Below are 20,627 nucleotides of genomic sequence, written 5' to 3'. Positions count from 1 at the left end.
CGAGCGTGGCCGACACACCCCGACCGACACACCCGGGCAACAGATTCCGACCGACAGATTCCGACCGACAGATTCCGACCCGAGAGAGACGAGATCACGATGACCGACAACGCGGTAGCCGGCACGGCGGTGGGCGAGGGCAAGGTCGCGGCCTTCTTCGACGCGTGCGCCCGGGACGCCTTCGACGAGGCGGTCGCCTGCTTCGCCGAGGACGGCGTCTGGAGCGTGGCCGAGGGGCCCGAGCCCGGCACCACCTACCGGCGCGACGAGATCCGGGCCTACCTGGTGGACCTGGTCAAGAAGCGCGAGGAGTTCGGCGACCAGGGGATCGCCCTGGTCTTCGAGCCGGCCGTGGTGGTGGGGGACCGGCAGATCATCGAGTTCACCCTGCGCGACGCCACCGGCCGGGTGCTGGACCGGGGCGTGGACCTCTTCACGCTCAAGGACGGCCTGATCCTCGTCAAGGACGTGTTCCGCAAGGCCTGACATCCCCGGTACCCGACCGCCCCGGTACCCGACCGTCCCAGGGCACCCGACCCCACCCGTCATGACCGCCGGGAGCACCCGGCACCCCTACCGAAGGAACGATGGACAATGTTCGAGAACCTCAGTGAGCACCTGGTCACCTTCGCCAACGACATCGACTTCGAGGACCCGAAGGTCGGACAGAGCGGCACCTACGTGGCGGAGCTGCGCGACCCGTCGGGTGCCGCGATCGGTACGGTCGACGGCTTCTACAAGATCGTCACGCGCCGCGAGAGCGACGACGAGCTGATGACCTGCATCACCGAGAAGATCGCGCTCGCCGACGGCGACGTGCACGTCGAGGCCTGGGCGCGGTTCAGCAACCTGATCTCCGGCGAGTGGCTCTACTGCCCGGTGGTCGGCGTGAGCGGCAGCTACGCCGGGCGCACCGGGGTCCGCCAGTGGCGCCCGGTCGACCCCGGCAAGGTCGCCGAGGCCAAGCTGGTCTTCTTCTCGACCCTGCTGTCCTGACCCGGACGCATGGACACGACTCGGGACACGGCCGGCCCCGCGGGCCCCGCGAGGTCCGCGGACCTCGCGGGCTTCGCGGGCAAGGTCGTACTGATCACCGGCGGGGGCGGCGGAATCGGTTCCGCCGCCGCCCGGCGGTTCACCGCCCAGGGCGGTCACGTCGTGCTGGCCGACATCGACCGGGCTCGCGGCGAGGCGGTCGCCCGGGAGACCGGCGCCCTGTTCGTCCGGGCCGACACCGCCGAACTGGCCGACAACGAGCGGCTGGTGCGGGCCGCGGTCGACCGGTTCGGCGGCCTGGACGCCGTCTGGCTCAACTCCGGTGTCCTGGCCGGGAGCGCGATCGGCGACGGGTTCGATCCCGAGGCCTACCGGCGGCTGCTCGCGGTCAACGTCGACTCGGTGGTCTACGGGGTGCAGGCCGCGCTCCCGGCGCTGCGGGCCCGTGGCGGAGGCTCGATCACGGTCACCGCCAGTACCACCGGGCTGCGTCCCTCGCCCGACGTGTTCTACGCCGCCTCCAAGCACGCCGTGGTGGGGCTGGTCCGGTCGCTGGCGCCGGCGCTCGCGGGCGACGGCGTCACCCTCAACGTGCTCTGCCCGGGCGCGGTCGAGACGCCGCTGATCGCCGGGCGCCTCGCCGCCTGGCGGTCCGCCGGGGTGGCGGTGGCCGCCCCGGACCTCGTGGTGGACGCGATGGCCGTCGCCGTGCGGGACGGGCGCACCGGGCAGGCGTGGGTCGTCGCGGCGGACACCGGCATCACCCGCTTCGAGTTCGCCGACCTGGTCGTCGCCGGGGAGGGCCGGCTGCGCTTCGCCGACGGCCGGGTGACCAGCACCACCGCCGGTCCGCACGACGACGGCGGCCACGACGCGCCGGGCGACGCGCCCGGCGCCCGCCCCGGCGACCCGGCGGCGGCCCCCGCCGCCCCGCCGGCCCCGGGTCGGTGACCCGGGGCCGGCCCCTGCCCACCGTCATGAGAGAGGACCCGAATGCTGTCCATCAAGGCCGCCGTCGCCCGAGGCAAGGGCGGGCCGTTCACGGTCGAGGACGTCCTGCTGGAGCCGCCCCGGGCCGACGAGGTGCTGGTCCGGCTCGTCGCCACCGGACTGTGCCACACCGACCTGCTGGCGCTGGACCAGATCCTCCCGCCGGGCCTGCCCGCCGTCCTCGGGCACGAGGGCAGCGGTGTGGTCGCGGCCGTCGGCGCGGGGGTGACCTCGGTCGCCCCCGGCGACCCGGTGGTGCTGGCCCCGATGAGCTGCGGCTCCTGCCGTCCCTGCCTCACCGGCCACCCGATGCACTGCGCGTCGTTCCTGCCGCTCAACCTGCGCGGCCGGCGGGCGGACGGCTCGACCGCCTACCGGGACGCGGACGGCACCGAGATCAACGGGCACTTCTTCGGCCAGTCGTCCTTCGGGGACCACGTCGTCGCCCACTGGCGCAGTGTCGTGAAGGTCCGTGAGGACGCCCCGCTCGAACTGCTCGGCCCGCTGGGCTGCGGGCTGCAGACCGGCGCGGGCGCGGTGCTCGGGGTGTTCGCGGCACCGCCCGGGAGCAGTCTCGTGGTGTTCGGCGCCGGGCCGGTGGGGCTGGCGGCGGTGATGGCGGCCAGGATCGCCGGCTGCTCACGGATCATCGCCGTCGACCTGAACCGCGCCCGGCTGGACCTCGCGCTCGAACTCGGTGCCACCGACGTGCTCGACGGCGCCCAGGACGGCGTGGCGGCCGCCGTGGTCCGGCTCAGCCGGGGCGGTGTCGACTTCGCGCTCGACGCGGTGGGCCTGCCGCGGACCGCCCGGGCCGCCGTGGAGTCGCTGGCGGTCGGCGGAACGGCCGGCATCGTCGGGTCGGCGGGCACCGGGCAGGACCTCTCGGTCGGACTGGTCCAGCTGCTCGGCCGCACGGTGAAGGGCATCCTCCAGGGCGACAGCGTCCCGCAGCTGCTGATCCCGCAGCTGCTGGACTTCTTCCTGGCGGGCCGCTTCCCGCTGGACCGGCTCGTCCGGTCGTACCCGCTGGCCGACATCAACCGCGCGGTCGCGGACTCGGTCGCCGGAGCGGCCGTCAAACCGGTACTGCTGCACGGCCCGGCGCCCGCCTGAGCGCGGTGCCCGCCCGGTGCCCGCCCGCCCCTACGGGCCCGGGCGGGCACCCGCGCGTCCTACAGCGCGTACGGCCGGTGCGTCCGGGCGAAGGCCGCGGCGTCCCAGTCGCCGCCCAGCTCGGGCGCCAGGGAGGCGACGGCCAGCGCGGCGAAGTCCGGCGCGCCGCCCGCGTGCGCCGGGAGGGCGCCGAGCAGCGGAGCGTCCGCCGACCGGGGCAGGTCGGCGAGGTTGCAGCGCTCGGCGAGCCCGGGGCGCTGCGGCCAGGAGCCGACGACGACGCCGGCCAGCGGCAGCTCGCGCGCCCGCAGGGCCTCCGCCGTGAGCGCGACGATGTTGAGCGTGCCCAGCCCCGCCGAGGCCACCAGCAGCACCTCGGCCGCGAGACCGGCCCGCCGCACCGCGCGCGCCTGGTCGGCCAGCGTCCGGCCCTCGTCGTCGTAGTGCACCAGCAGTCCGCCGGCGCCCTCGACCAGGACCAGCTCGTGCGACGAGGCCAGCGCCGCCACCTCCGCCGCCACCTCGTCGGGCGACACCGGGGGCAGTCCGGCGCGCCGCGCCGCCGTGTTCGGGGCCAGCGGCTCCGGGTACCGGGCCAGCTCGCGCGTGGTCAGCCGGCCGGCCGGCGCACCCGAGGCCGGGTCGGCGGCGAGGCGGCGGACGTCGTCCACGTCGCCCGGCTCGCCGGCGGCCAGACCGGTCTGGCCGGGCTTCAGCACCGCGACCCGCGCGCCGCCCCGCAGCGCCGCCGAGGCGACCGCGGCGGTGGCGACGGTCTTTCCGACCTCGGTGTTGGTCCCCGTGACGAACAGGATCCGCGCGCTCATCCGGCCACCGCCGCCGCCGTCACGGCCGCGGCGATCCGCGCCACGTCCTCGTCCCGCGTCACGTACGGCGGCATCGTGTAGAGGAGGTCGCGGAACGGCCGCAGCCAGACGCCCTCCCGGGCGGCTGCCTCGGTCGCCGCCGCCACGTCCACCGGGTGGTCGAGCTGCACCACCCCGATGGCCCCCTGCACCCGTACGTCCCGGACCCCGGGCAGCTCGGCGGCGTCCGCCAGACCGTCCCGCAGACCGTCCTCGATCCGCTTCACCTCGACCTGCCAGTCCTGGCCCAGCAGCAGGTCGATCGAGGCGTTGGCGACCGCCGCGGCCAGCGGGTTGCCCATGAACGTCGGCCCGTGCGCCAGCACCGGCATCTCGCCCCGGCTGATCCCGTCCGCGACCTCGGCGGTGCAGAGCGTGGCCGCCATGGTCAGGTAGCCGCCGGTCATCGCCTTGCCCAGGCACATCACGTCCGGCGAGACGCCGGCGTGGTCGGCCGCGAACAGCGCGCCGCTGCGGCCGAACCCGGTGGCGATCTCGTCGAAGACGAGCAGCACCCCGTGCCGGTCGCAGAGTTCGCGCAGCATCCGCAGGTAGGCCGGGGAGTGGAACCGCATCCCGCCCGCGCCCTGCACCACCGGCTCGACGATCACGGCGGCCAGTTCGCCCGCGTGCCGCTCCATCAGAGACTCGAACTCCGCCGCGTACCCGGCGTCCGGCGGGGCGTCGAAGCCGGCCGGCGGCTGGGGTGCGAAGAGCTGGTCGGGCAGCACCCCGCCCCAGAGGTGGTGCATGCCGCCCTGCGGGTCGCAGACCGACATCGGGTGGAAGGTGTCCCCGTGGTAGCCGCCGCGCCAGGTGAGCAGCCGCCGCTTCTCCGGCCGCCCGACGGACTGCCAGTACTGCAGGCACATCTTCATCGCCACCTCGACCGCCACCGAGCCGGAGTCGCCCAGGAAGACGTGCCGCAGCGGTTCCGGGGTGATCTCGACCAGCCGGGCGGCGAGCCGTACGGCGGGCTCGTGGGTGAGCCCGCCGAACATCACGTGGCTCATCCGGCCCAGCTGGTCGCGCACCGCCTCGTCCAGCACCGGGTGCCCGTAGCCGTGGATCGCCGCCCACCAGGACGACATGCCGTCGACCAGCTCGCGGCGGCCCGCGACGGGCTCGGCGAGCCGCAGCCGCACCCCGGACGCCGATTCGACGACGTAAGGGGTGGCGGTGCCGGGCATCGGACCGTACGGGTGCCAGACGTGCGCCCGGTCGAGGGCGAGGAGGGTGTCGGTGGTCAGCTGAGCCATGGTGAGTCTTTCCCTGCGGACGGTCAGGCGTTGGGGGCCAGCTCGGTACCGGCACCGCGCCGGCGGACCCGGACGAGGTCGCTGCGCAGCCCGTCGCCGGTGTTCGCCCCAGCGACGGCGGCCGTCCCGGCCCCGGCGGTCCCGGCGGCCTCGGCGGTGTCCGCCTCGACGGGCGGCGCAGTGTGCCCGCCGCAGGGCCCGCAGCCCCCGGCCTGCTCCGCGGTCGGCTGTTCGGCCGGCGCGGCGTGCCCGCCGCACGGCCCGCAGCCGCCGCCCGTCCCGCACGCGCCGCCCTCGGCGGCGGCCGCGATGTCGGCCCGGTGCCGGGGCAGGGTGGCCTCGCCGGCGCCCTCCACCTCGAAGCCCGCGTCCTTGATCATGTCGAGGTCGGCCTGGCCGGCCTGGCCCTCACTGGTCAGGTAGTCGCCCAGGAAGATCGAGTTGGCGATGTGCAGGCCCAGCGGCTGCAGCGAGCGCAGGTGGACCTCGCGTCCGCCCGCGATCCGCACCTCGACGTCGGGGCAGACGAAGCGGACCATCGCCAGGATCCGCAGGCAGCGCTGCGGGGTGAGGTTCCACTCCCTGGCCAGCGGGGTGCCCTCGAACGGGATGAGGAAGTTGACCGGTACCGAGTCGGAGCCCAGCTCGCGCAGCGCGAAGACCACGTCGACCAGGTCGCCGTCGCTCTCGCCCATGCCCGCGATCAGGCCGGAGCAGGCGGACAGGCCCGCGCCGTGCGCCTTCTGCACGGTGTCCACCCGGTCCGCGTAGGTGTGGGTGGTGGTGATGTCCCCGTAGGTGCCCTCGGAGGTGTTGAGGTTGTGGTTGTACGCGTCGGCGCCGGCCGCCCGCAGCCGCTCGGCCTGGTTGTCGGAGAGCAGGCCGAGGCAGGCGCAGATCTCGACGGCCGGGTCGGCGTCCTTGATGGCCGAGATGGTGTCGGCCACCCGGTCGATGTCACGGTCCGTCGGGCCGCGGCCGCTGGCCACCAGGCAGACCCGCTTGGCGCCGCCGGCGACGCCCGCCTTCGCCGCCTCGGCGGCCTGGTCCGGCTTCAGCCAGGTGTACTTGAGGATCTCGGCCTTGGAGCCCAGCCGCTGCGAACAGTACGAGCAGTCCTCCGGGCAGAGCCCGCTCTTGAGGTTCACCAGGTAGTTGAGCTTGACCCGGCGGCCGAACCACTGCCGGCGCACCCGCCCGGCGGCCGCGACCACGTCCAGCAGCTCGTCGTCGGTGGTGGCGAGGACGGCCAGGGCCTCCTCGCGGGTGGGGATTTCCCCGCGCAGGCCCTTGGCGGTGAGGGTATCGAGCAGATCCATGAGGCTGATCCTGCCTGCTGGCCGTCGGGCGACGCCAGAGGGAACCCACCAGAAGATCTCCGGGAGGATGTGCGAGTTGTCACAGTGTCACAGCTCACGGTAGTGGTGCAGGTCACGTCCCCCGGGGGCCGGGGTTACCGACCGGTAGTACGGGTGATCGTCAACGGCCCGCCCCCGTGATCTCCACCACCCGCGCACTGCTTAGAATCTGCGCCATGACCACGCAGGGGGAGCGGACCCCGCCATCGGGTGACCAGGAACAGCACGGAGCCGCCCGGCCGGCCGAGGCCCATCGACAGCCGCCCGGGAGATTCGGCGCCCGCCGGGTCGTGGGCTGGGTCGTGGTGGTCGGCGTGGTGGCGGCCGGCGGCTGGATCATCACCCGCCCGGCGCCCGGCGACTGGATACCCGGCCTGGGCCCGGCCAGCAAGGACGCCTCCAGCACCCCGCGGGTGGTCGGCAGTCCGCCGCCGCGCGCCGCGACCGACCCCGAGGGCCTCAACGTCGACACCCTCTTCCCCGCCCAGCGGGTGATCGAGGTCGGCGCCTACCGGGGCAAGCGCTCCGGTGTCCGGCAGGGCGAGAGCTGCGCCGAGACCCTCCAGGACCGCGCCGAGGACCTGCTGCGCGACAGCGGCTGCCAGGCCTACCTCGCCGTCAGTTTCGCCGGCCAGGCCCAGCCGGTGCTCAGCAGCGTCACCCTGCTGCGCTTCGCCGACCACGCCGCCGCCGCCAGGGCCGCCGAGACCCTGCGGGCCAAGCCGGGCGCGCTCACCTTCATCCTCCCGGACGCCTCCACCGCCCCCGCCCAGCCCGCCGGCAGCGCCAAGCCCGGCTCGGAGCAGCGCGTCGCGGCGGTCGGCCAGTACGTGACGGTCACCAGCTCGCGGCCCGTCGAGCCGCACGGCACCGCGCCCGCCCCCTCCGGCCCGCCCACCCCGGTCGGCGCCCCGTCCACCGCCCCGGCCGGCGGCGAGCAGGCGCTCGACGAGGCCACCCGGGCGGTCTCCTACTCGGCGGGCGCGCCCTTCGTCTGGATGTGACGCGGCGGCGGGGCCCACCCGTGGTGGACCCCGCCGCCGTCGGGTGGTCAGCCGTCGAGCCGGTCCACCGAGGTGACCCGCAGGACCGCCCGGCCCTCCTCGTCGGAGCCGTACAGGTCGACCTCGGCGCTGATGCCCCAGTCGTGGTCACCGGCCGGGTCGTCGAAGATCTGCCGGACCTTCCAGGAGGAGTCCTCCTCCTCGATCAGCAGCATCTTCGGGCCACGCGCGTTCGGTCCGGTCCCGAGGTCGTCGTGCTCGTCCCAGTACCCGTCCATCGCCTCCGCCCAGCGGTCCGCGTTCCAGCCGTACTCGCCGTCCAGCTCGCCGAGGGCGTGGTAGTTCTCCAGCGCGGCCAGCTCGACCCGGCGGAACAGCTCGTTGCGCACCAGCACCCGGAACGCCCGCGCGTTGGCCGTCACCGGCGCCGGCTTGTCGTCCAGCGCGACCTCGGGGGCCTGCGGATCGGTCGGGTTGGCCAGCTGCTCCCACTCGTCCAGCAGGCTGGAGTCGACCTGGCGGACCAGCTCGCCGAGCCAGGCGATGACGTCCTTGAGGTCGTCGGTCTTGAGGTCGTCGGGCACGGTCTGCTCCAGCGCCTTGAAGGCGCCGGCCAGGTAGCGCAGCACGATGCCCTCGGTGCGCGCCAGGTCGTAGTGGCCCACGTAGTCCGAGAAGGTCATCGCCCGCTCGTACAGGTCGCGGACCACGGACTTCGGCCGCAGCTCGTGGTCGCCGATCCACGGGTGCGCCCGCCGGTACACCTCGTAGGCGTGGGTGAGCAGCTCCTCCAGCGGCTTCGGGTAGGTGATCTCCTGGAGCCGCTCCATCCGCTCCTCGTACTCGATGCCGTCGCGCTTCATCTCGCCGATGGCCTCGCCGCGGGCCTTGTTCTGCTGCGAGGCGAGGATCTGGCGCGGGTCGTCGAGGGTGGCCTCGACCACCGAGACGACGTCCATCGCGTACGAGGGCGAGGCCGGGTCGAGCAGCTCGAAGGCGGCCAGCGCGAAGGTGGAGAGCGGCTGGTTGAGGGCGAAGTTCTCCTGGAGGTCGAGGGTCAGCCGGACGATCCGGCCCTCCGCGTCCGGCTCCGGGAGCCGCTCGACCACGCCGCCCTCCAGCAGCGAGCGGTAGATGGCGATCGTGGTGCGGATGTGCCGGCGTTGCGCGCCGCGCTCCTCGTGGTTGTCGGTGAGGAGCTTGCGCATCGCCTCGAAGGCGTTGCCGGGCCGGCCGATCACCGACAGCAGCATCGCGTGGCTCACCTTGAACCGGGAGACCAGCTGCTCCGGGTCGGCCCCGATCAGCCGCTCGAAGGTCTCCTCGGACCACCCGACGAAGCCCTCCGGCGCCTTCTTGCGGACGATCTTGCGCTTCTTCTTCGGGTCGTCGCCCGCCTTGGCGACGGCCTTGTCGTTCTCGATCACGTGCTCGGGCGCCTGCGCGACGACCTGCCCGACGGTGTCGAACCCGGCCCGCCCGGCCCGTCCGGCGATCTGGTGGAACTCCCGGGCCCGCAGCACCCGCACGCGCACGCCGTCGTACTTGGACAGCGCGGTGAACAGCACCGTACGGATCGGCACGTTGACACCCACGCCGAGCGTGTCGGTACCGCAGATCACCTTCAACAGCCCCGCCTGGGCGAGCCGTTCGACCAGCCGGCGGTACTTGGGCAGCATGCCCGCGTGGTGCACGCCGATCCCGTGCCGCACGAAGCGGGACAGGTTGCGGCCGAACTTGGTGGTGAAGCGGAAGTTGCCGATGAGGGCGGCGATGGCGTCCTTCTCCGCCTTCGAGCACATGTTGATGCTCATCAGCGACTGCGCCCGCTCGACGGCTTCCTTCTGGGTGAAGTGCACGACGTAGACCGGGGCCTGACCGGTCTTCAGCAGCTCCTCCAGGGTGTCGTGCATGGTGGTGCGGCGGTACTCGTAGAACAGCGGGACGGGCCGGGTCGCCGAGCGGACCACGGTGGTCGGCCGGCCGGTGCGGCGGGTCAGGTCCTCCTCGAAACGACGGACGTCGCCGAGCGTCGCGGACATCAGCAGGAACTGCACCTGCGGGAGTTCCAGGATCGGGATCTGCCAGGCCCAGCCGCGGTCCGGCTCCGCGTAGAAGTGGAACTCGTCCATGACGACCTGGCCGACGTCGGCCCGGGCGCCGTCCCGCAGCGCGATCTGCGCCAGCACCTCGGCGGTGCAGCAGATGATCGGCGCGGTCGGGTTGACGCTCGCGTCGCCGGTCATCATGCCGACCTGCTCGGTGCCGAACATCTTGCAGAGGTCGAAGAACTTCTCCGAGACCAGTGCCTTGATCGGCGCGGTGTAGAAGGTCCGCTTGCCCTCCGCCAGCGCGGCGAAGTGCGCACCGGCCGCCACCAGGCTCTTCCCCGACCCGGTCGGCGTCGCGAGGATGACGTTGTTCCCCGACACCAGCTCGATCAGGGCCTCCTCCTGCGCCGGGTACAGCGTGATCCCGCGCTCCTCCGCCCAGGCGGCGAACGTCTCGTACAGCGCGTCGGGGGTAGCGGGCTTCGGCATCAGATCAAGGAGGGTCACCCGGCTATCTTGCCTGCTCGCGCACACCCCGGGCAAAGCCCGGGGCTCAGCTCCTCCCCGGAGTCGCGGGCGCCCGCTCGGCGGGGCGCGCCCCGCCGCACCCCTCCTGCCGGACGGCCTCCCCGGCGGCCCGGTGCGCGAGGTCGACGAACGCCCGGGCCCGCTTCCGGTCCGAGAGCGCCGGCAGCCCGAGGCCCCCACCGGCCTCGATCCGCCGGTGGACGGCGTCGGAACGGCCGCCCGGGCGTGTGCCGCTTCGCACATTGCCCGGGTCGCGCCCGCCGTGCCAGAGTGCCGGGCATGGCCCACCGCACCGCGTCCGAACCGCCCGTCCGCACTCCGGCGGACGCCGTCCCCGCCCCCGCCGCCGTCTTCGACTGGCTCGACGAGACGGCCGAGCTGCGGGCCCGGGCAGGCCTCACCCGGACGCTGCGCAGCCGCCCGGCCGAGGACCCGGTGCTCGACCTCGCGGGCAACGACTACCTCGGGCTGACCCGGCACCCCGCCGTCACCCGGGCCGCCGCCGACGCGGCGCTGCGCTGGGGCGGTGGCGCCACCGGCTCCCGGCTGGTCACCGGAACCACCGCCCTGCACACCGAACTGGAGGGCGAGCTGGCCGAGTTCTGCGGGGTGGAGGCGGCCCTGGTGTTCTCCTCCGGCTACACCGCGAACCTGGCCGCGCTGACCGCGCTCACCGACCCGGACACCCTGATCGTCTCCGACGCCTACAACCACGCCTCGCTGATCGACGGCTGCCGGCTCGCCCGCGGCGACGTCCACCGCGCCCCGCACAGCGACCCGGACGCCGTCCGTGCCGCGCTCGCCGAACGCACCCACCGGCGGGCGCTGGTGGTCACCGACTCGGTCTTCTCCGTCGACGGCAACGCCGCCCCGCTGCCCGGACTCTCCGCCGCCGCCCGCGCCCACGGCGCCGCCCTGCTGGTGGACGACGCGCACGGCCTGGGCGTGCTCGGCCCCGGCGGCGCCGGTGCGCTGGCCGCCGCGGGCCTGGCCGGCGAGCCCGCCACCGTCGCCACCGTCACGCTGTCCAAGTCGCTCGGCTCGCAGGGCGGCGCGGTGCTCGGCCCGCGCCGGGTGATCCGCCACCTCACCGAGACGGCGCGCACCTTCATCTTCGACACCGGCCTGGCCCCGGCCGCCGCCGGCGCCGCCCTCGGCGCGCTGCGCCTGCTGCGGGCCGAGCCGCACCGCGCCGAGCGGGCCCGCGAGGTCGCCCGCATCCTCGCCGCCCGGCTCACCGCCGCCGGCCTGCGGGCCTCCACCCCGGACGCGGCGGTCGTCTCCGTCCGCGCCCCCGGCCCGGAGGCCGCCGTGGCCTGGGCCGCCGGCTGCCGCCGGGCCGGTCTCGCGGTCGGCTGCTTCCGTCCGCCGTCCGTCCCGGACGACGTCTCCCGGCTGCGCCTCACCGCCCGGGGGGACCTCACGGACGGCCAGATCGCCGACGCGGTCCGGATCATCGCCTCCCTCGCCCCGGCCGGCGCGCACTCCGCCTGACCGCGCCGCCCCCCCGCAACCACGCACCGGTCGGACCGCGTCCCCTCCCGGGGGCAGTGCGCTCCGCCGGGGGGCGGAGCGAATTGCGGCGGAGCTACGGCGCTCGTCTCCGGCGAGGCCGCGGAGCACTCCTGGCCGCCGCCCTTCCCGACCGCCGGCCAACGGAGCCGAACCGGGCGGCCGGTCGGTGCGTCCCTGCAACCGGGGGCGACGGAACAGGGGTGGCGATGGATCCGGACATTCGGCGGGCACTGGTGAAGGCGCTGACGATCGCCGCCGCCGTGCTGGCGCTGCTCGGGGTGGGCGGCTGGGGCGCGGTGACGGCGGGGGAGGGGCTCGGGTACGCGACCGGCCTCTCCGGCACCCCCGGGGTGCTGGTGGCGGACCGGTGCCTGCGGACCGACTCCGCCGAGGCCGTCCCGACCGAGACCGGCGACTGCCGGGGCACCTTCTACCCCGACGGCGGCGGCCTGCCGAACGAGTACGCCCGGATCGACTGGAAGGTCGACACCCACAACCGGGTCCGGGTCTCCTGCGAGGACGGCGAGTGCCGCCTGGCGGGCACGGCCGGGCTGTTCAAGTGGCTGAGCCTCTTCCTGTTCGCCCTCGCGGCGATCACCCTCGGCGCCTGCCTTGCCGCCCGGCTGCTGAAGTCGCTGATCCCCTGGAAGTGGCTGGTCACCGCCCTGGCGATCACCACCGGCGCCCTCCTCACCGGCGCCTTCGCCTTCCTCCTGGGCGGCCTCGCCGCAGGCTGAAGCCCCGCCCTCGGCGCTCGCACAGGACGTCGGACCCGCCGACTTCCTGTGCGGACACGGCGGCCTCAGGACCCCGCCGCCGTCCGGTGCCGCGCCACGGCCTCAGAACCCCGCCAGCTCCAGCAGGAACGCCGTCTCCGCGTCGTGCCGGCCCGCTGCCGCGCGGGGGGCGGCGACGGTCACCGCGAGGGCGCGGCACCAGGCCAGGACGCGGGCCGGATCGGCCCCGGGGACGCGGGCGCTCAGGTCGGCGATCGCCCGGTCCAGGGCGGGCCGGTCGGTGACGCCGTCGAGCACCCAGTCCACCAGGTCGAAGTCCGGGTCCCCGAGGGACGGGCGCGGGTCGATCGCGACCGGTCCGGCCGGGCCGTCCAGGACGTTGGCCGGGTGCAGGTCCCCGTGGACGAGCGCGAGCGGCCCGCCGGCTGCCAGCTCCCGGGCGAAGGCACGCGCCCCGGGCGGCACCGCGCCGGGCGCGCGCCGTTCGGTGAGGTCGAAGAGGAACTCCACCCGGTCGCCCAGCGGCCGCAGGGCCAGCCCGTCCACCGGCACCGAGCGCAGGGCGCCGAGCAGCGGCGCCACCTCCGCCGGCCGCCAGGCCCGCTGCCGCAGCGGCGCCCCGGGCTCCACGTCCGCCAGCAGCAGGGCGTTCGCCGCCGTGTCCGTCGCCAGGAGCCGCACCACGGACGGCAGCCCCGACCAGGCCCGCAGGGCCACCGCCTCCTGCGCGGCCACCTCGGGATCGGGCGTCAGCTTCAGCCAGACCGCGGTGCCGTCACCGCGCTCGCAGCGGAACACCCGGGACGTCCCGCCGCCGCCGGCCGCGCGCAGCTCCAGGCTCCAGCGCCGGGCCAGCTCCTCGACCACCGCCGGGAGGGCCGCGCACCAGGCCTCGGCCGCCGGGCCGAAACGGACCGTCAGCCGGTCCCGGACCTCGGCCGGCACCGTCACCAGGTCACCCGGAACCACCTCGCCCGGAACCGCCCCGCCCGGAGCCACCTCGCCCGGAACCGCCCCGCCCGGAGCCACCTCGCCCGGAACCGCCCCGCCCGGAGCCACCTCGCCCGGAACCGCCCCGCCCCCGTTCACGGCTGCCCCACCACCAGCAGCGCCTCCGCGCCCACCGGGCGGTAGCCGGCCGCCTGGAACGCCCGCACGCTGGTGGCGTTGCCCGGCGCCTGCTGCGACCAGATCCACTCGCCCTCCGGGAGCAGATGCCGGGCGCTCGCCGCCAGCGCGCGCCCCAGGCCCCGGCCGCGCGCCTGTGGGTCCACCTCGATCGCGCACTCCCACCGTCCGGCCACCCCGCGCCCGAGCACCAGGACCCCACCGTCGACCATGAAGACCCGGACGTCCTCGCGGTAGCGCAGCGCGCGCACCACCCGGGGGTGCGCCCGGTCCCGGACCTCGGCCGGCGCCAGCGGGGGAGCACCGGGCAGCCGGCCGGCCACGGTCAGCAGGTCGATGGTGCCGGCCACCCGGCCGGTCCGCTCGGCGAGCGCGGTCAGGAAGGGCGGGGAGAGCGGTGCGGCCAGCGGGTCGCTCGGCACGGCGGCCAGCGCGGTCCGCACCCAGGCCGGGTCCTCGTCGGTGAACACCACGGCGTGCGCGGAGAACGCCAGCACCCCGGCCTCGCGCGCCGACGGCTGCGGCACCACCGTCACCGAGCCGTCCGGCGGCGGGAACAGTCCGCCCGCCGCGTCGGCCATGATCTCCCGCAGTCCGCGCCCGCCCACCCCGACGCCCCCCGTTCCACCGTTCGAAGAGCGTCAGCCTATGCGACCACCGCGCGGTGCCCGCCGCCCCGTCAGGTCTTCCGGGCCCGGCTCGGCTGCACCCGGCTCGGCTCGCCGGGGGCCTTCGGATGGTCGGGCGGGTACGGCAGCTCGCCCAGCCCCTCGTCCCGCAGCTGGCGCTCGTACAGCTCCAGCAGCCCGTCCAGCCGGTACGCCTTGTCGTCCATCTCCGCCTGGAGGTCGCCGAGTTCGGCGAACCGCGGCGGCAGCGTCCGCAGGTCGAAGTCCTCCGGTACGGCGTCGTCCAGCTCCTCCCAGCGCAGCGGCGTCGAGGCGGTCGCCCGGGGGCGGGCGCGCAGCGAGTAGGCGGAGGCGATGGTCCGGTCCCGGGCCATCTGGTTGTAGTCCACGAAGATCCGCTCGCCGCGCTCCTCCTTCCACCACGCGGTGGTCACCCGGCCCGGCATCCGCTGCTCCAGCACCCGGCCGAGCGCGATCACCGCGTGCCGGCCGTCGGTGAACGTCCACCGCGGCTCCAGCGGCACGTACACGTGCACCCCGCGTCCGCCGGAGGTCTTGGGCCAGCCGCGCAGTCCGTGCTCCTCCAGCACGGCGCGGAGTTCGTGGGCGGCCAGGGCGGCGTCGTGGAAGTCGGTGCCCGGCTGCGGGTCGAGGTCGATCCGCAGCTCGTCGATGTGGTCGGTGTCGGTCCGCCGCACCGGCCACGGGTGGAAGGTCAGACAGCCCAGGTTGGCGGCCCAGAGCACGGCGGCCGGCTCGGTGGGGCAGATCTCGTCGGCGGACCGCCCGCTCGGGAAGCCGATCCGGGCCGTCGGCAGCCACTCCGGCAGGCCCTTCGGCGCCCGCTTCTGGTAGAAGAACTCGCCCGTGACGCCGTCCGGGAACCGCTGCAGCGTGGTCGGCCGGTCCCGCAGCCCGCGCAGCACCCCGTCCGCGACGGCCAGGTAGTACTGCGCGACGTCCAGCTTGGTGAAGCCGCGCTCGGGGTAGTACACCTTGTCCGGATTCGACAGCCGTACGCTGCGCCCGGCGACATCCAGTTCCACGGCTGCGCCCATGCCTCTCACGCTAGACGCGCTCCGCCCGGCGCGCGCCCCGGAACGGTTGGCGCGAGGATCGGAGCCATGGACCTGCCCGTGATGCCGCCGGTGGCGCCGATGCTCGCCAAGTCGGTCGCCAAGATCCCGCCGGGAATGCAGTACGAGGCCAAGTGGGACGGCTTCCGCACCGTCGTCTTCCGCGACGGCGACGAGGTCGAGCTCGGCAGCCGCACCGGAAAGACGCTCACCAGGTACTTCCCCGAACTGGTGGAGGCCCTGAAGCGGGAGCTGCCGCCGCGCTGCGTGCTGGACGGCGAGGTGGTGATCGCCCGGGACGGCCGGCTGCGGTTCGAGGAGCTGCTGGAGCGGATCCACCCGGCGGCCAGCCGGGTGCGGCTGCTGGCCGAGCGCACCCCCGCCTCCTTCGTCGCCTTCGACCTGCTCGCGCTCGGCGACGTCTCGCTGCTCGACGAGCCGCTCTCGGCGCGCCGCCCGGCCCTGGAGGCGGCGCTCGGCGGGGCCGCCGACCCGGTCTTCACCGCTCCCGCGTCCACCGACCGCGAGCTGGCGCAGAGCTGGTTCGCCGAGTTCGAGGGGGCCGGACTGGACGGCGTGGTGGCCAAGCCGCTGGACCAGCCCTACCGGCCGGGGGAGCGGACCATGTTCAAGATCAAGCACGAGCGCACCGCCGACTGCGTGGTGGCCGGCTACCGCGAGCACAAGAGCGGACCGGTGGTCGGCTCGCTGCTGCTCGGCATCAACGACGCCGAGGGCCGCCTGCAGCACGTCGGCGTCTGCGCCGCCTTCTCGATGGCCCGCCGACGTGAACTCGTCGAGGAACTGGCGCCGTTGCGGATGAAGGACGTCTCCGCCCACCCGTGGGGCGGCTGGGCGGACGAGGCCGCCCACGCCGATGCCCGGCTGCCCGGCGCGGTCAGCCGCTGGACCGGCGGCAAGGACCTCTCCTGGGTGGCGCTGCGCCCCGAGCGGGTGGTCGAGGTGGCCTACGACCACATGGAGGGCACCCGGTTCCGGCACACCGCCCAGTTCCGCCGCTGGCGCCCGGACCGCACCCCGGAGAGCTGCACCTACGCGCAGCTGGAGGAGCCGGTCTCCTACGACCTGGCCCGGGTCCTCGGGAGCTGACCGGCCGACGGGGCCGCCGGCCGGTCGGCTCCCCGGGCCACCGGGGGGACCGCTCAGGTCACCGAGGCGGACGGCGACGAACTCGCCGTCGCGGGCGGGAACGAGTAGACGTTCCCCGGCGAGACGATCTCGGTGATCGCCTTGGCGAAGAGCGTCGACGGCTCCTCGCCCTGGGACGAGATGTCCGTGTTCAGCAGCACCGCCAGGGTGGCCTGCGCCGACGGCAGGTAGACCACGGCGCTCTGGTAGCCGGGCAGCGAGCCGTTGTGCCCGACCCAGCCGTGGTTGACGAACAGCCCGAGCCCGTAGCCGACGTCCGGCAGCGGGGTGGGCGGCGTCACCAGCCGCTCCGCCTGGGTGGCCGGCTTGAGCAGCGTGCCGGTGGCCAGCACCTTCGCCCACTTCTGCATGTCGGCCAGGTCGGAGATGACCGCGCCCGCCGCCCAGGCCCAGGACGGGTTCCAGTCGGTGGCGTCCGCGATCGAGCCGTCCGGCGTCTGGTCGGTGTACCCGCGGGCGTGCGGCTGGGGGAACGCCGCGTCGGTCGGGAAGACCGTCCGGCCCAGCCCGGCCGGGTCGAACACCTGCTGCTTCAGGAAGACGTCGAGCGGCTGCCCGCTCAGCTTCTCCACCACCAGGCCGATCAGCACGGTGTTGGTGTTGCTGTACTCGAAGGCGCTGCCCGGGGCGAAGTCCGCGGGGTGGTCGAAGGCGTAGGAGAGCAGCTGCTGCGGGGTGAAGACGCGGTTCGGGTCGTTGACCACGGCCTGCTGGAAGTCCGGGTCCGCGCTGTAGTTGAAGAGGCCGCTGCGCATGTCGGCGAGCTGGCGCAGGGTGATCGTGTCCCCGCCGGGCACGCCCGCGACGTACTTGCCGACCGGGTCGTCCAGACCGGCCTTGCCCTGGTCGACCAGCCGGAGCAGCCCGGTGACGGTGAAGGTCTTGGTCTCGCTGCCGATCCGCATGTTCAGCCCGGTGACCATCGGCGTACCGGCGACCTTGTCGGAGACGCCGAAGGCCTTGAGGTAGCTGCCGTCGGGCGTGGTCAGAGCGACCATCACCCCGGGGACGGAGGCCTCGCTCAGCACCTTCTGCACCGCCGAGTCCAGCCGGGCGGTGACGTCCGGGGTGAGCGCGGCCACGGTGCCGCCGGCCGTCGGCGAGGAGCCGGACGCGCTCGGCGAGCCCGAAGCGGAGCCCGAAGCGGAGCCTGAGGCGGAGGAGGCGGCGGAGGACGAGCCGGACGACGGACCCGACGACGGGCCGGACGGGCCTGCCGAGGGGCTGAGCGCGGCGGGGACGGCCGTGACCGGGCCGGCGGGCGGGGGGTCGGACGCCGTCCGGCCGGAGCAACCCGCGGCGGCCAGCAGACCGGTCAGGGCCAGTACCGCGGTGGCCGCCCGCACGGAGCGGCGGGGGAGCGGGGCGAGCGGCCGTCGTGTCTTCGTCATGATCGGAGCGCCTCTCTGGACCGAACGGCCCCGGAGCGGCGCTCCACGGGGCCATGGGGGAGCGATCGCCACCGTATGCGCGCCACGACCGGCCCGCGCGCGGGCCGCCGCCGCACTGGCCCGAACGGCCCCACCCCCGGTCACCCCGGAACCGCCGGCGCGCCGAACCAGCCGAACCCCCGGTCATCCCGGCCCGGTTCACGCCCGGCCGGGCCGCCGCGCCCGTGCCGAGCGCCCCCAGCGCTCCGCCGAACGGGTGGCCACCGGCACGCCGCGCCGGTGGCCGGGCCCGGCTCGGGCACGATCGTTTAGCCCAGCTGTGGCGCCCCTTAAGAATTCCTCGATGGACCGCACCCCCTCCCACCAGGCAGATTGCTCCATGTTCGGTGCGAGGAGGCAGGAGCAGCCACCCCGCCGGGCCCCGTCGGCCTGCCCTCACCAGGCCGCCCCACCATGCGTCAGGAGCCGCCGCAGTGAAGGCACTCGTCAAGCAGAAGGCAGAGCCCGGACTCTGGCTGATGGACGTCCCGAAGCCTGCCATCGGCCCCGGCGAGGTGCTGATCAAGGTGCTGCGCACCGGGATCTGCGGCACCGACCTGCACATCCGCAAGTGGGACGGCTGGGCCCAGCAGACCATCCGGACCCCGCTCGTCCTCGGCCACGAGTTCGTCGGCGAGGTGGCCGAGATCGGCGCGGCCGTCGCGGACATCTCGGTCGGCGACCTGGTCAGCGGCGAGGGCCACCTGGTCTGCGGCAAGTGCCGCAACTGCCTGGCCGGCCGACGTCACCTCTGCCGCAACACCGTCGGCCTCGGGGTCGGCCGGGACGGTGCCTTCGCCGAGTTCGTCGCGCTGCCCGCCTCCAACGTCTGGGTGCACCGGGTCCCGGTGGACCTCGACGTCGCGGCGATCTTCGACCCCTTCGGCAACGCCGTGCACACCGCGCTCTCCTTCCCGCTGGTCGGCGAGGACGTGCTGATCACCGGTGCCGGTCCGATCGGCATCATGGCCGCCGCCGTCGCCAAGCACGCCGGCGCGCGCAACGTGATGATCACCGACGTCTCGCCGTACCGCCTCGACCTGGCCCGCGAGGTCGGTGTCACGCTGGCCCTGAACGTGGCCGAGCACACCATCGAGGAGGGCCAGCAGAAGCTCGGCCTGCGCGAGGGCTTCGACGTCGGCCTGGAGATGTCCGGCCGCCCCGAGGCGATGCAGTCGATGATCGCCAACATGACCCACGGCGGGAAGATCGCCATGCTCGGCCTGCCCGCCGAGCAGTTCCCGGTCGACTGGGCCTCGGTCGTCACCTCGATGATCACCATCAAGGGCATCTACGGCCGCGAGATGTTCGAGACCTGGTACGCGATGTCCGTCCTGCTGGAGGGCGGGCTCGACCTCAGCCCCGTGATCACCGGCCGCTACGCCGCCGCCGACTTCGAGGCCGCCTTCGACGAGGCCGCGAGCGGCCGCTGCGGCAAGATCATCCTCGACTGGACCGTCTGAGACCGTCTGACCCCCTCTAGGGAGACACCGTGTTCGACAACGTGCGCGACGACCTGGCCGCCACCCTCGACGAGATCCGCGAGGCCGGCCTGTTCAAGCCGGAGCGGGTGATCGGCACCCCGCAGAGCGCCGCCGTCACCGTCACCGCCGGCGGGCAGCCCGGCGAGGTACTGAACTTCTGTGCCAACAACTACCTCGGCCTCGCGGACCACCCCGAGGTGCTCACCGCCGCCAAGGACGCCCTGGACCGCTGGGGCTACGGGATGGCCTCGGTCCGGTTCATCTGCGGCACCCAGGACGTCCACAAGGAGCTGGAGGACCGCCTCTCCGGGTTCCTCGGCCAGGAGGACACGATCCTCTACTCCTCCTGCTTCGACGCCAACGGCGGCGTCTTCGAGACCCTGCTCGACGAGCGCGACGCCGTCATCTCCGACGCGCTGAACCACGCGAGCATCATCGACGGCATCCGCCTCTGCAAGGCCCGCCGGCTGCGCTACGCCAACCGCGACCTGGCCGACCTGGAGCAGCAGCTCAAGGAGGCCCAGGGCGCCCGCCGCCGGCTGGTCGTCACCGACGGCGTCTTCTCGATGGACGGCTACGTCGCCCCGCTGCGCGAGATCTGCGACCTGGCCGAGCGCTACGACGCCATGGTCATGGTCGACGACTCGCACGCGGTCGGCTTCGTCGGCCCGAACGGGCGCGGCACCCCCGAGCTGCACGGCGTGATGGACCGCGTCGACATCATCACCGGCACCCTCGGCAAGGCCCTCGGCGGCGCCTCCGGCGGCTACGTCGCGGCGCGCCGCGAGATCGTCGCCCTGCTGCGCCAGCGCTCGCGGCCGTACCTGTTCTCCAACTCGCTCGCCCCGGTGATCGCCGCCGCCTCGCTGAAGGTGCTCGACCTGGTCGAGCGCTCGACCGAGCTGCGCGAGAAGCTGGCCGCCAACACGGCGCTGTTCCGCTCGCGGATGACCGAGGCCGGCTTCGAGATCCTGCCCGGCGACCACCCGATCGCCCCGGTCATGATCGGCGACGCGGCCGAGGCCGGCCGGCTCGCCGAGCTGCTGCTGGAGCGCGGCGTGTACGTGATCGGCTTCTCCTTCCCGGTCGTGCCGCACGGCGCGGCCCGGATCCGGGTGCAGCTGTCCGCCGCGCACTCCACCGAGGACGTCGAGCGCGTGGTGGCGGCCTTCGTCGACGCCCGCGCCGCCCTGGGCCACCATCTCCTCCGACCACACCATCGTCGGGCGCACGGCGGCCGGGCAGAAGCTGGCCGCGCTGCTGAACGACGACCAGAAGCTCCGCAAGCTG

At 74.5% G+C, this 20,627-nt stretch carries 18 protein-coding genes; 10 read left to right on the top strand and 8 right to left on the bottom strand.

The features are described from left to right. Window positions 1–99: 99 nt before the first annotated feature. The 4 genes from ABZ497_RS33125 to ABZ497_RS33110 all read left to right on the top strand — a co-directional run bounded on the left by ABZ497_RS33125 (window position 100) and on the right by ABZ497_RS33110 (window position 3,102). Window positions 100–486, top strand: a complete 387-nt coding sequence (locus ABZ497_RS33125; protein ID WP_359810883.1) for a nuclear transport factor 2 family protein — start codon at window positions 100–102, stop codon at window positions 484–486. Window positions 487–594: 108 nt separating this feature from the next. Then, window positions 595–996, top strand: a complete 402-nt coding sequence (locus ABZ497_RS33120) for a hypothetical protein (RefSeq protein ID WP_359810880.1) — start codon at window positions 595–597, stop codon at window positions 994–996. A 9-nt stretch (window positions 997–1,005) separates the two neighbouring features. After that, entirely contained in the window at window positions 1,006–1,947 is a 942-nt protein-coding gene (locus tag ABZ497_RS33115) for an SDR family NAD(P)-dependent oxidoreductase (RefSeq protein ID WP_359810877.1), read from the top strand. 42 nt (window positions 1,948–1,989) lie between these two features. Continuing rightward, window positions 1,990–3,102, top strand: a complete 1,113-nt coding sequence (locus ABZ497_RS33110; protein WP_359810875.1) for an NAD(P)-dependent alcohol dehydrogenase — start codon at window positions 1,990–1,992, stop codon at window positions 3,100–3,102. 59 nt (window positions 3,103–3,161) lie between these two features. Here ABZ497_RS33110 and bioD read toward each other — a convergent pair whose 3' ends face one another. Genes bioD through bioB form a run of 3 tightly spaced genes read right to left on the bottom strand, consistent with a single transcriptional unit; the run spans window position 3,162 to window position 6,546 of the window. After that, window positions 3,162–3,929, bottom strand: coding sequence for a dethiobiotin synthase (gene bioD, locus ABZ497_RS33105; RefSeq protein WP_359810872.1), 768 nt, complete (start codon window positions 3,927–3,929; stop codon window positions 3,162–3,164). Then, entirely contained in the window at window positions 3,926–5,227 is a 1,302-nt protein-coding gene (locus ABZ497_RS33100) for an adenosylmethionine--8-amino-7-oxononanoate transaminase (RefSeq protein ID WP_359810869.1), read from the bottom strand. Before ABZ497_RS33100 ends, bioD begins: the two co-directional genes overlap by 4 nt. Before the next feature lie 23 nt (window positions 5,228–5,250). Then, a complete protein-coding gene (bioB, locus tag ABZ497_RS33095) occupies window positions 5,251–6,546 on the bottom strand; it encodes a biotin synthase BioB (RefSeq protein ID WP_359810866.1) in 1,296 nt (431 codons plus the stop codon). Window positions 6,547–6,761: 215 nt separating this feature from the next. Between bioB and ABZ497_RS33090 the strand changes: the two genes are divergently transcribed. Continuing rightward, window positions 6,762–7,589, top strand: a complete 828-nt coding sequence (locus ABZ497_RS33090) for a hypothetical protein (protein WP_329486210.1) — start codon at window positions 6,762–6,764, stop codon at window positions 7,587–7,589. Window positions 7,590–7,636: 47 nt separating this feature from the next. Here the strand turns inward: ABZ497_RS33090 and ABZ497_RS33085 are convergent, their stop codons facing one another. Continuing rightward, entirely contained in the window at window positions 7,637–10,147 is a 2,511-nt protein-coding gene (locus ABZ497_RS33085) for a DUF3516 domain-containing protein (RefSeq protein ID WP_329486209.1), read from the bottom strand. 300 nt (window positions 10,148–10,447) lie between these two features. Here ABZ497_RS33085 and ABZ497_RS33080 point away from each other — a divergent pair, with 300 nt between their 5' ends. Continuing rightward, entirely contained in the window at window positions 10,448–11,662 is a 1,215-nt protein-coding gene (locus tag ABZ497_RS33080) for an 8-amino-7-oxononanoate synthase (protein WP_359810863.1), read from the top strand. A gap of 227 nt (window positions 11,663–11,889) precedes the next feature. Beyond that, a complete protein-coding gene (locus ABZ497_RS33075) occupies window positions 11,890–12,420 on the top strand; it encodes a hypothetical protein (protein WP_329486206.1) in 531 nt (176 codons plus the stop codon). 102 nt (window positions 12,421–12,522) lie between these two features. Here the strand turns inward: ABZ497_RS33075 and ABZ497_RS33070 are convergent, their stop codons facing one another. The 3 genes from ABZ497_RS33070 to ligD all read right to left on the bottom strand — a co-directional run bounded on the left by ABZ497_RS33070 (window position 12,523) and on the right by ligD (window position 15,235). Next, a complete protein-coding gene (locus ABZ497_RS33070; protein ID WP_359810860.1) occupies window positions 12,523–13,371 on the bottom strand; it encodes an aminoglycoside phosphotransferase family protein in 849 nt (282 codons plus the stop codon). 134 nt (window positions 13,372–13,505) lie between these two features. After that, window positions 13,506–14,129 (bottom strand): GNAT family N-acetyltransferase, encoded by a 624-nt coding sequence (locus tag ABZ497_RS33065; RefSeq protein ID WP_359810895.1) that lies wholly within the window; start codon window positions 14,127–14,129, stop codon window positions 13,506–13,508. 98 nt (window positions 14,130–14,227) lie between these two features. Further along, window positions 14,228–15,235 (bottom strand): non-homologous end-joining DNA ligase, encoded by a 1,008-nt coding sequence (ligD, locus tag ABZ497_RS33060; RefSeq protein WP_359810857.1) that lies wholly within the window; start codon window positions 15,233–15,235, stop codon window positions 14,228–14,230. 66 nt (window positions 15,236–15,301) lie between these two features. Between ligD and ABZ497_RS33055 the strand changes: the two genes are divergently transcribed. Then, window positions 15,302–16,363 (top strand): ATP-dependent DNA ligase, encoded by a 1,062-nt coding sequence (locus tag ABZ497_RS33055; RefSeq protein WP_359810854.1) that lies wholly within the window; start codon window positions 15,302–15,304, stop codon window positions 16,361–16,363. A gap of 53 nt (window positions 16,364–16,416) precedes the next feature. On the opposite strand, the gene ABZ497_RS33050 is transcribed toward ABZ497_RS33055, so the two are convergent. Further along, complete coding sequence (locus tag ABZ497_RS33050; RefSeq protein WP_359810852.1) at window positions 16,417–17,814, bottom strand: serine hydrolase domain-containing protein; 1,398 nt, start codon at window positions 17,812–17,814, stop codon at window positions 16,417–16,419. 473 nt (window positions 17,815–18,287) lie between these two features. Here ABZ497_RS33050 and tdh point away from each other — a divergent pair, with 473 nt between their 5' ends. Together tdh and ABZ497_RS33040 are read left to right on the top strand one after the other, a co-directional pair. Continuing rightward, window positions 18,288–19,316: an L-threonine 3-dehydrogenase gene (gene tdh / locus ABZ497_RS33045; RefSeq protein ID WP_329486201.1), complete on the top strand. Its 1,029-nt coding sequence runs from the start codon at window positions 18,288–18,290 to the stop codon at window positions 19,314–19,316. 29 nt (window positions 19,317–19,345) lie between these two features. Continuing rightward, window positions 19,346–20,627 (top strand): glycine C-acetyltransferase (locus ABZ497_RS33040; RefSeq protein WP_359810849.1); only part of this gene is annotated, 1,282 nt, incomplete at its 3' end.

The organism is Kitasatospora sp. NPDC005751 (assembly GCF_040630835.1).
In the GTDB taxonomy this organism is placed as follows: Bacteria; Actinomycetota; Actinomycetes; order Streptomycetales; family Streptomycetaceae; genus Kitasatospora.
This window is presented reverse-complemented; position numbering and strand designations above follow the sequence as displayed.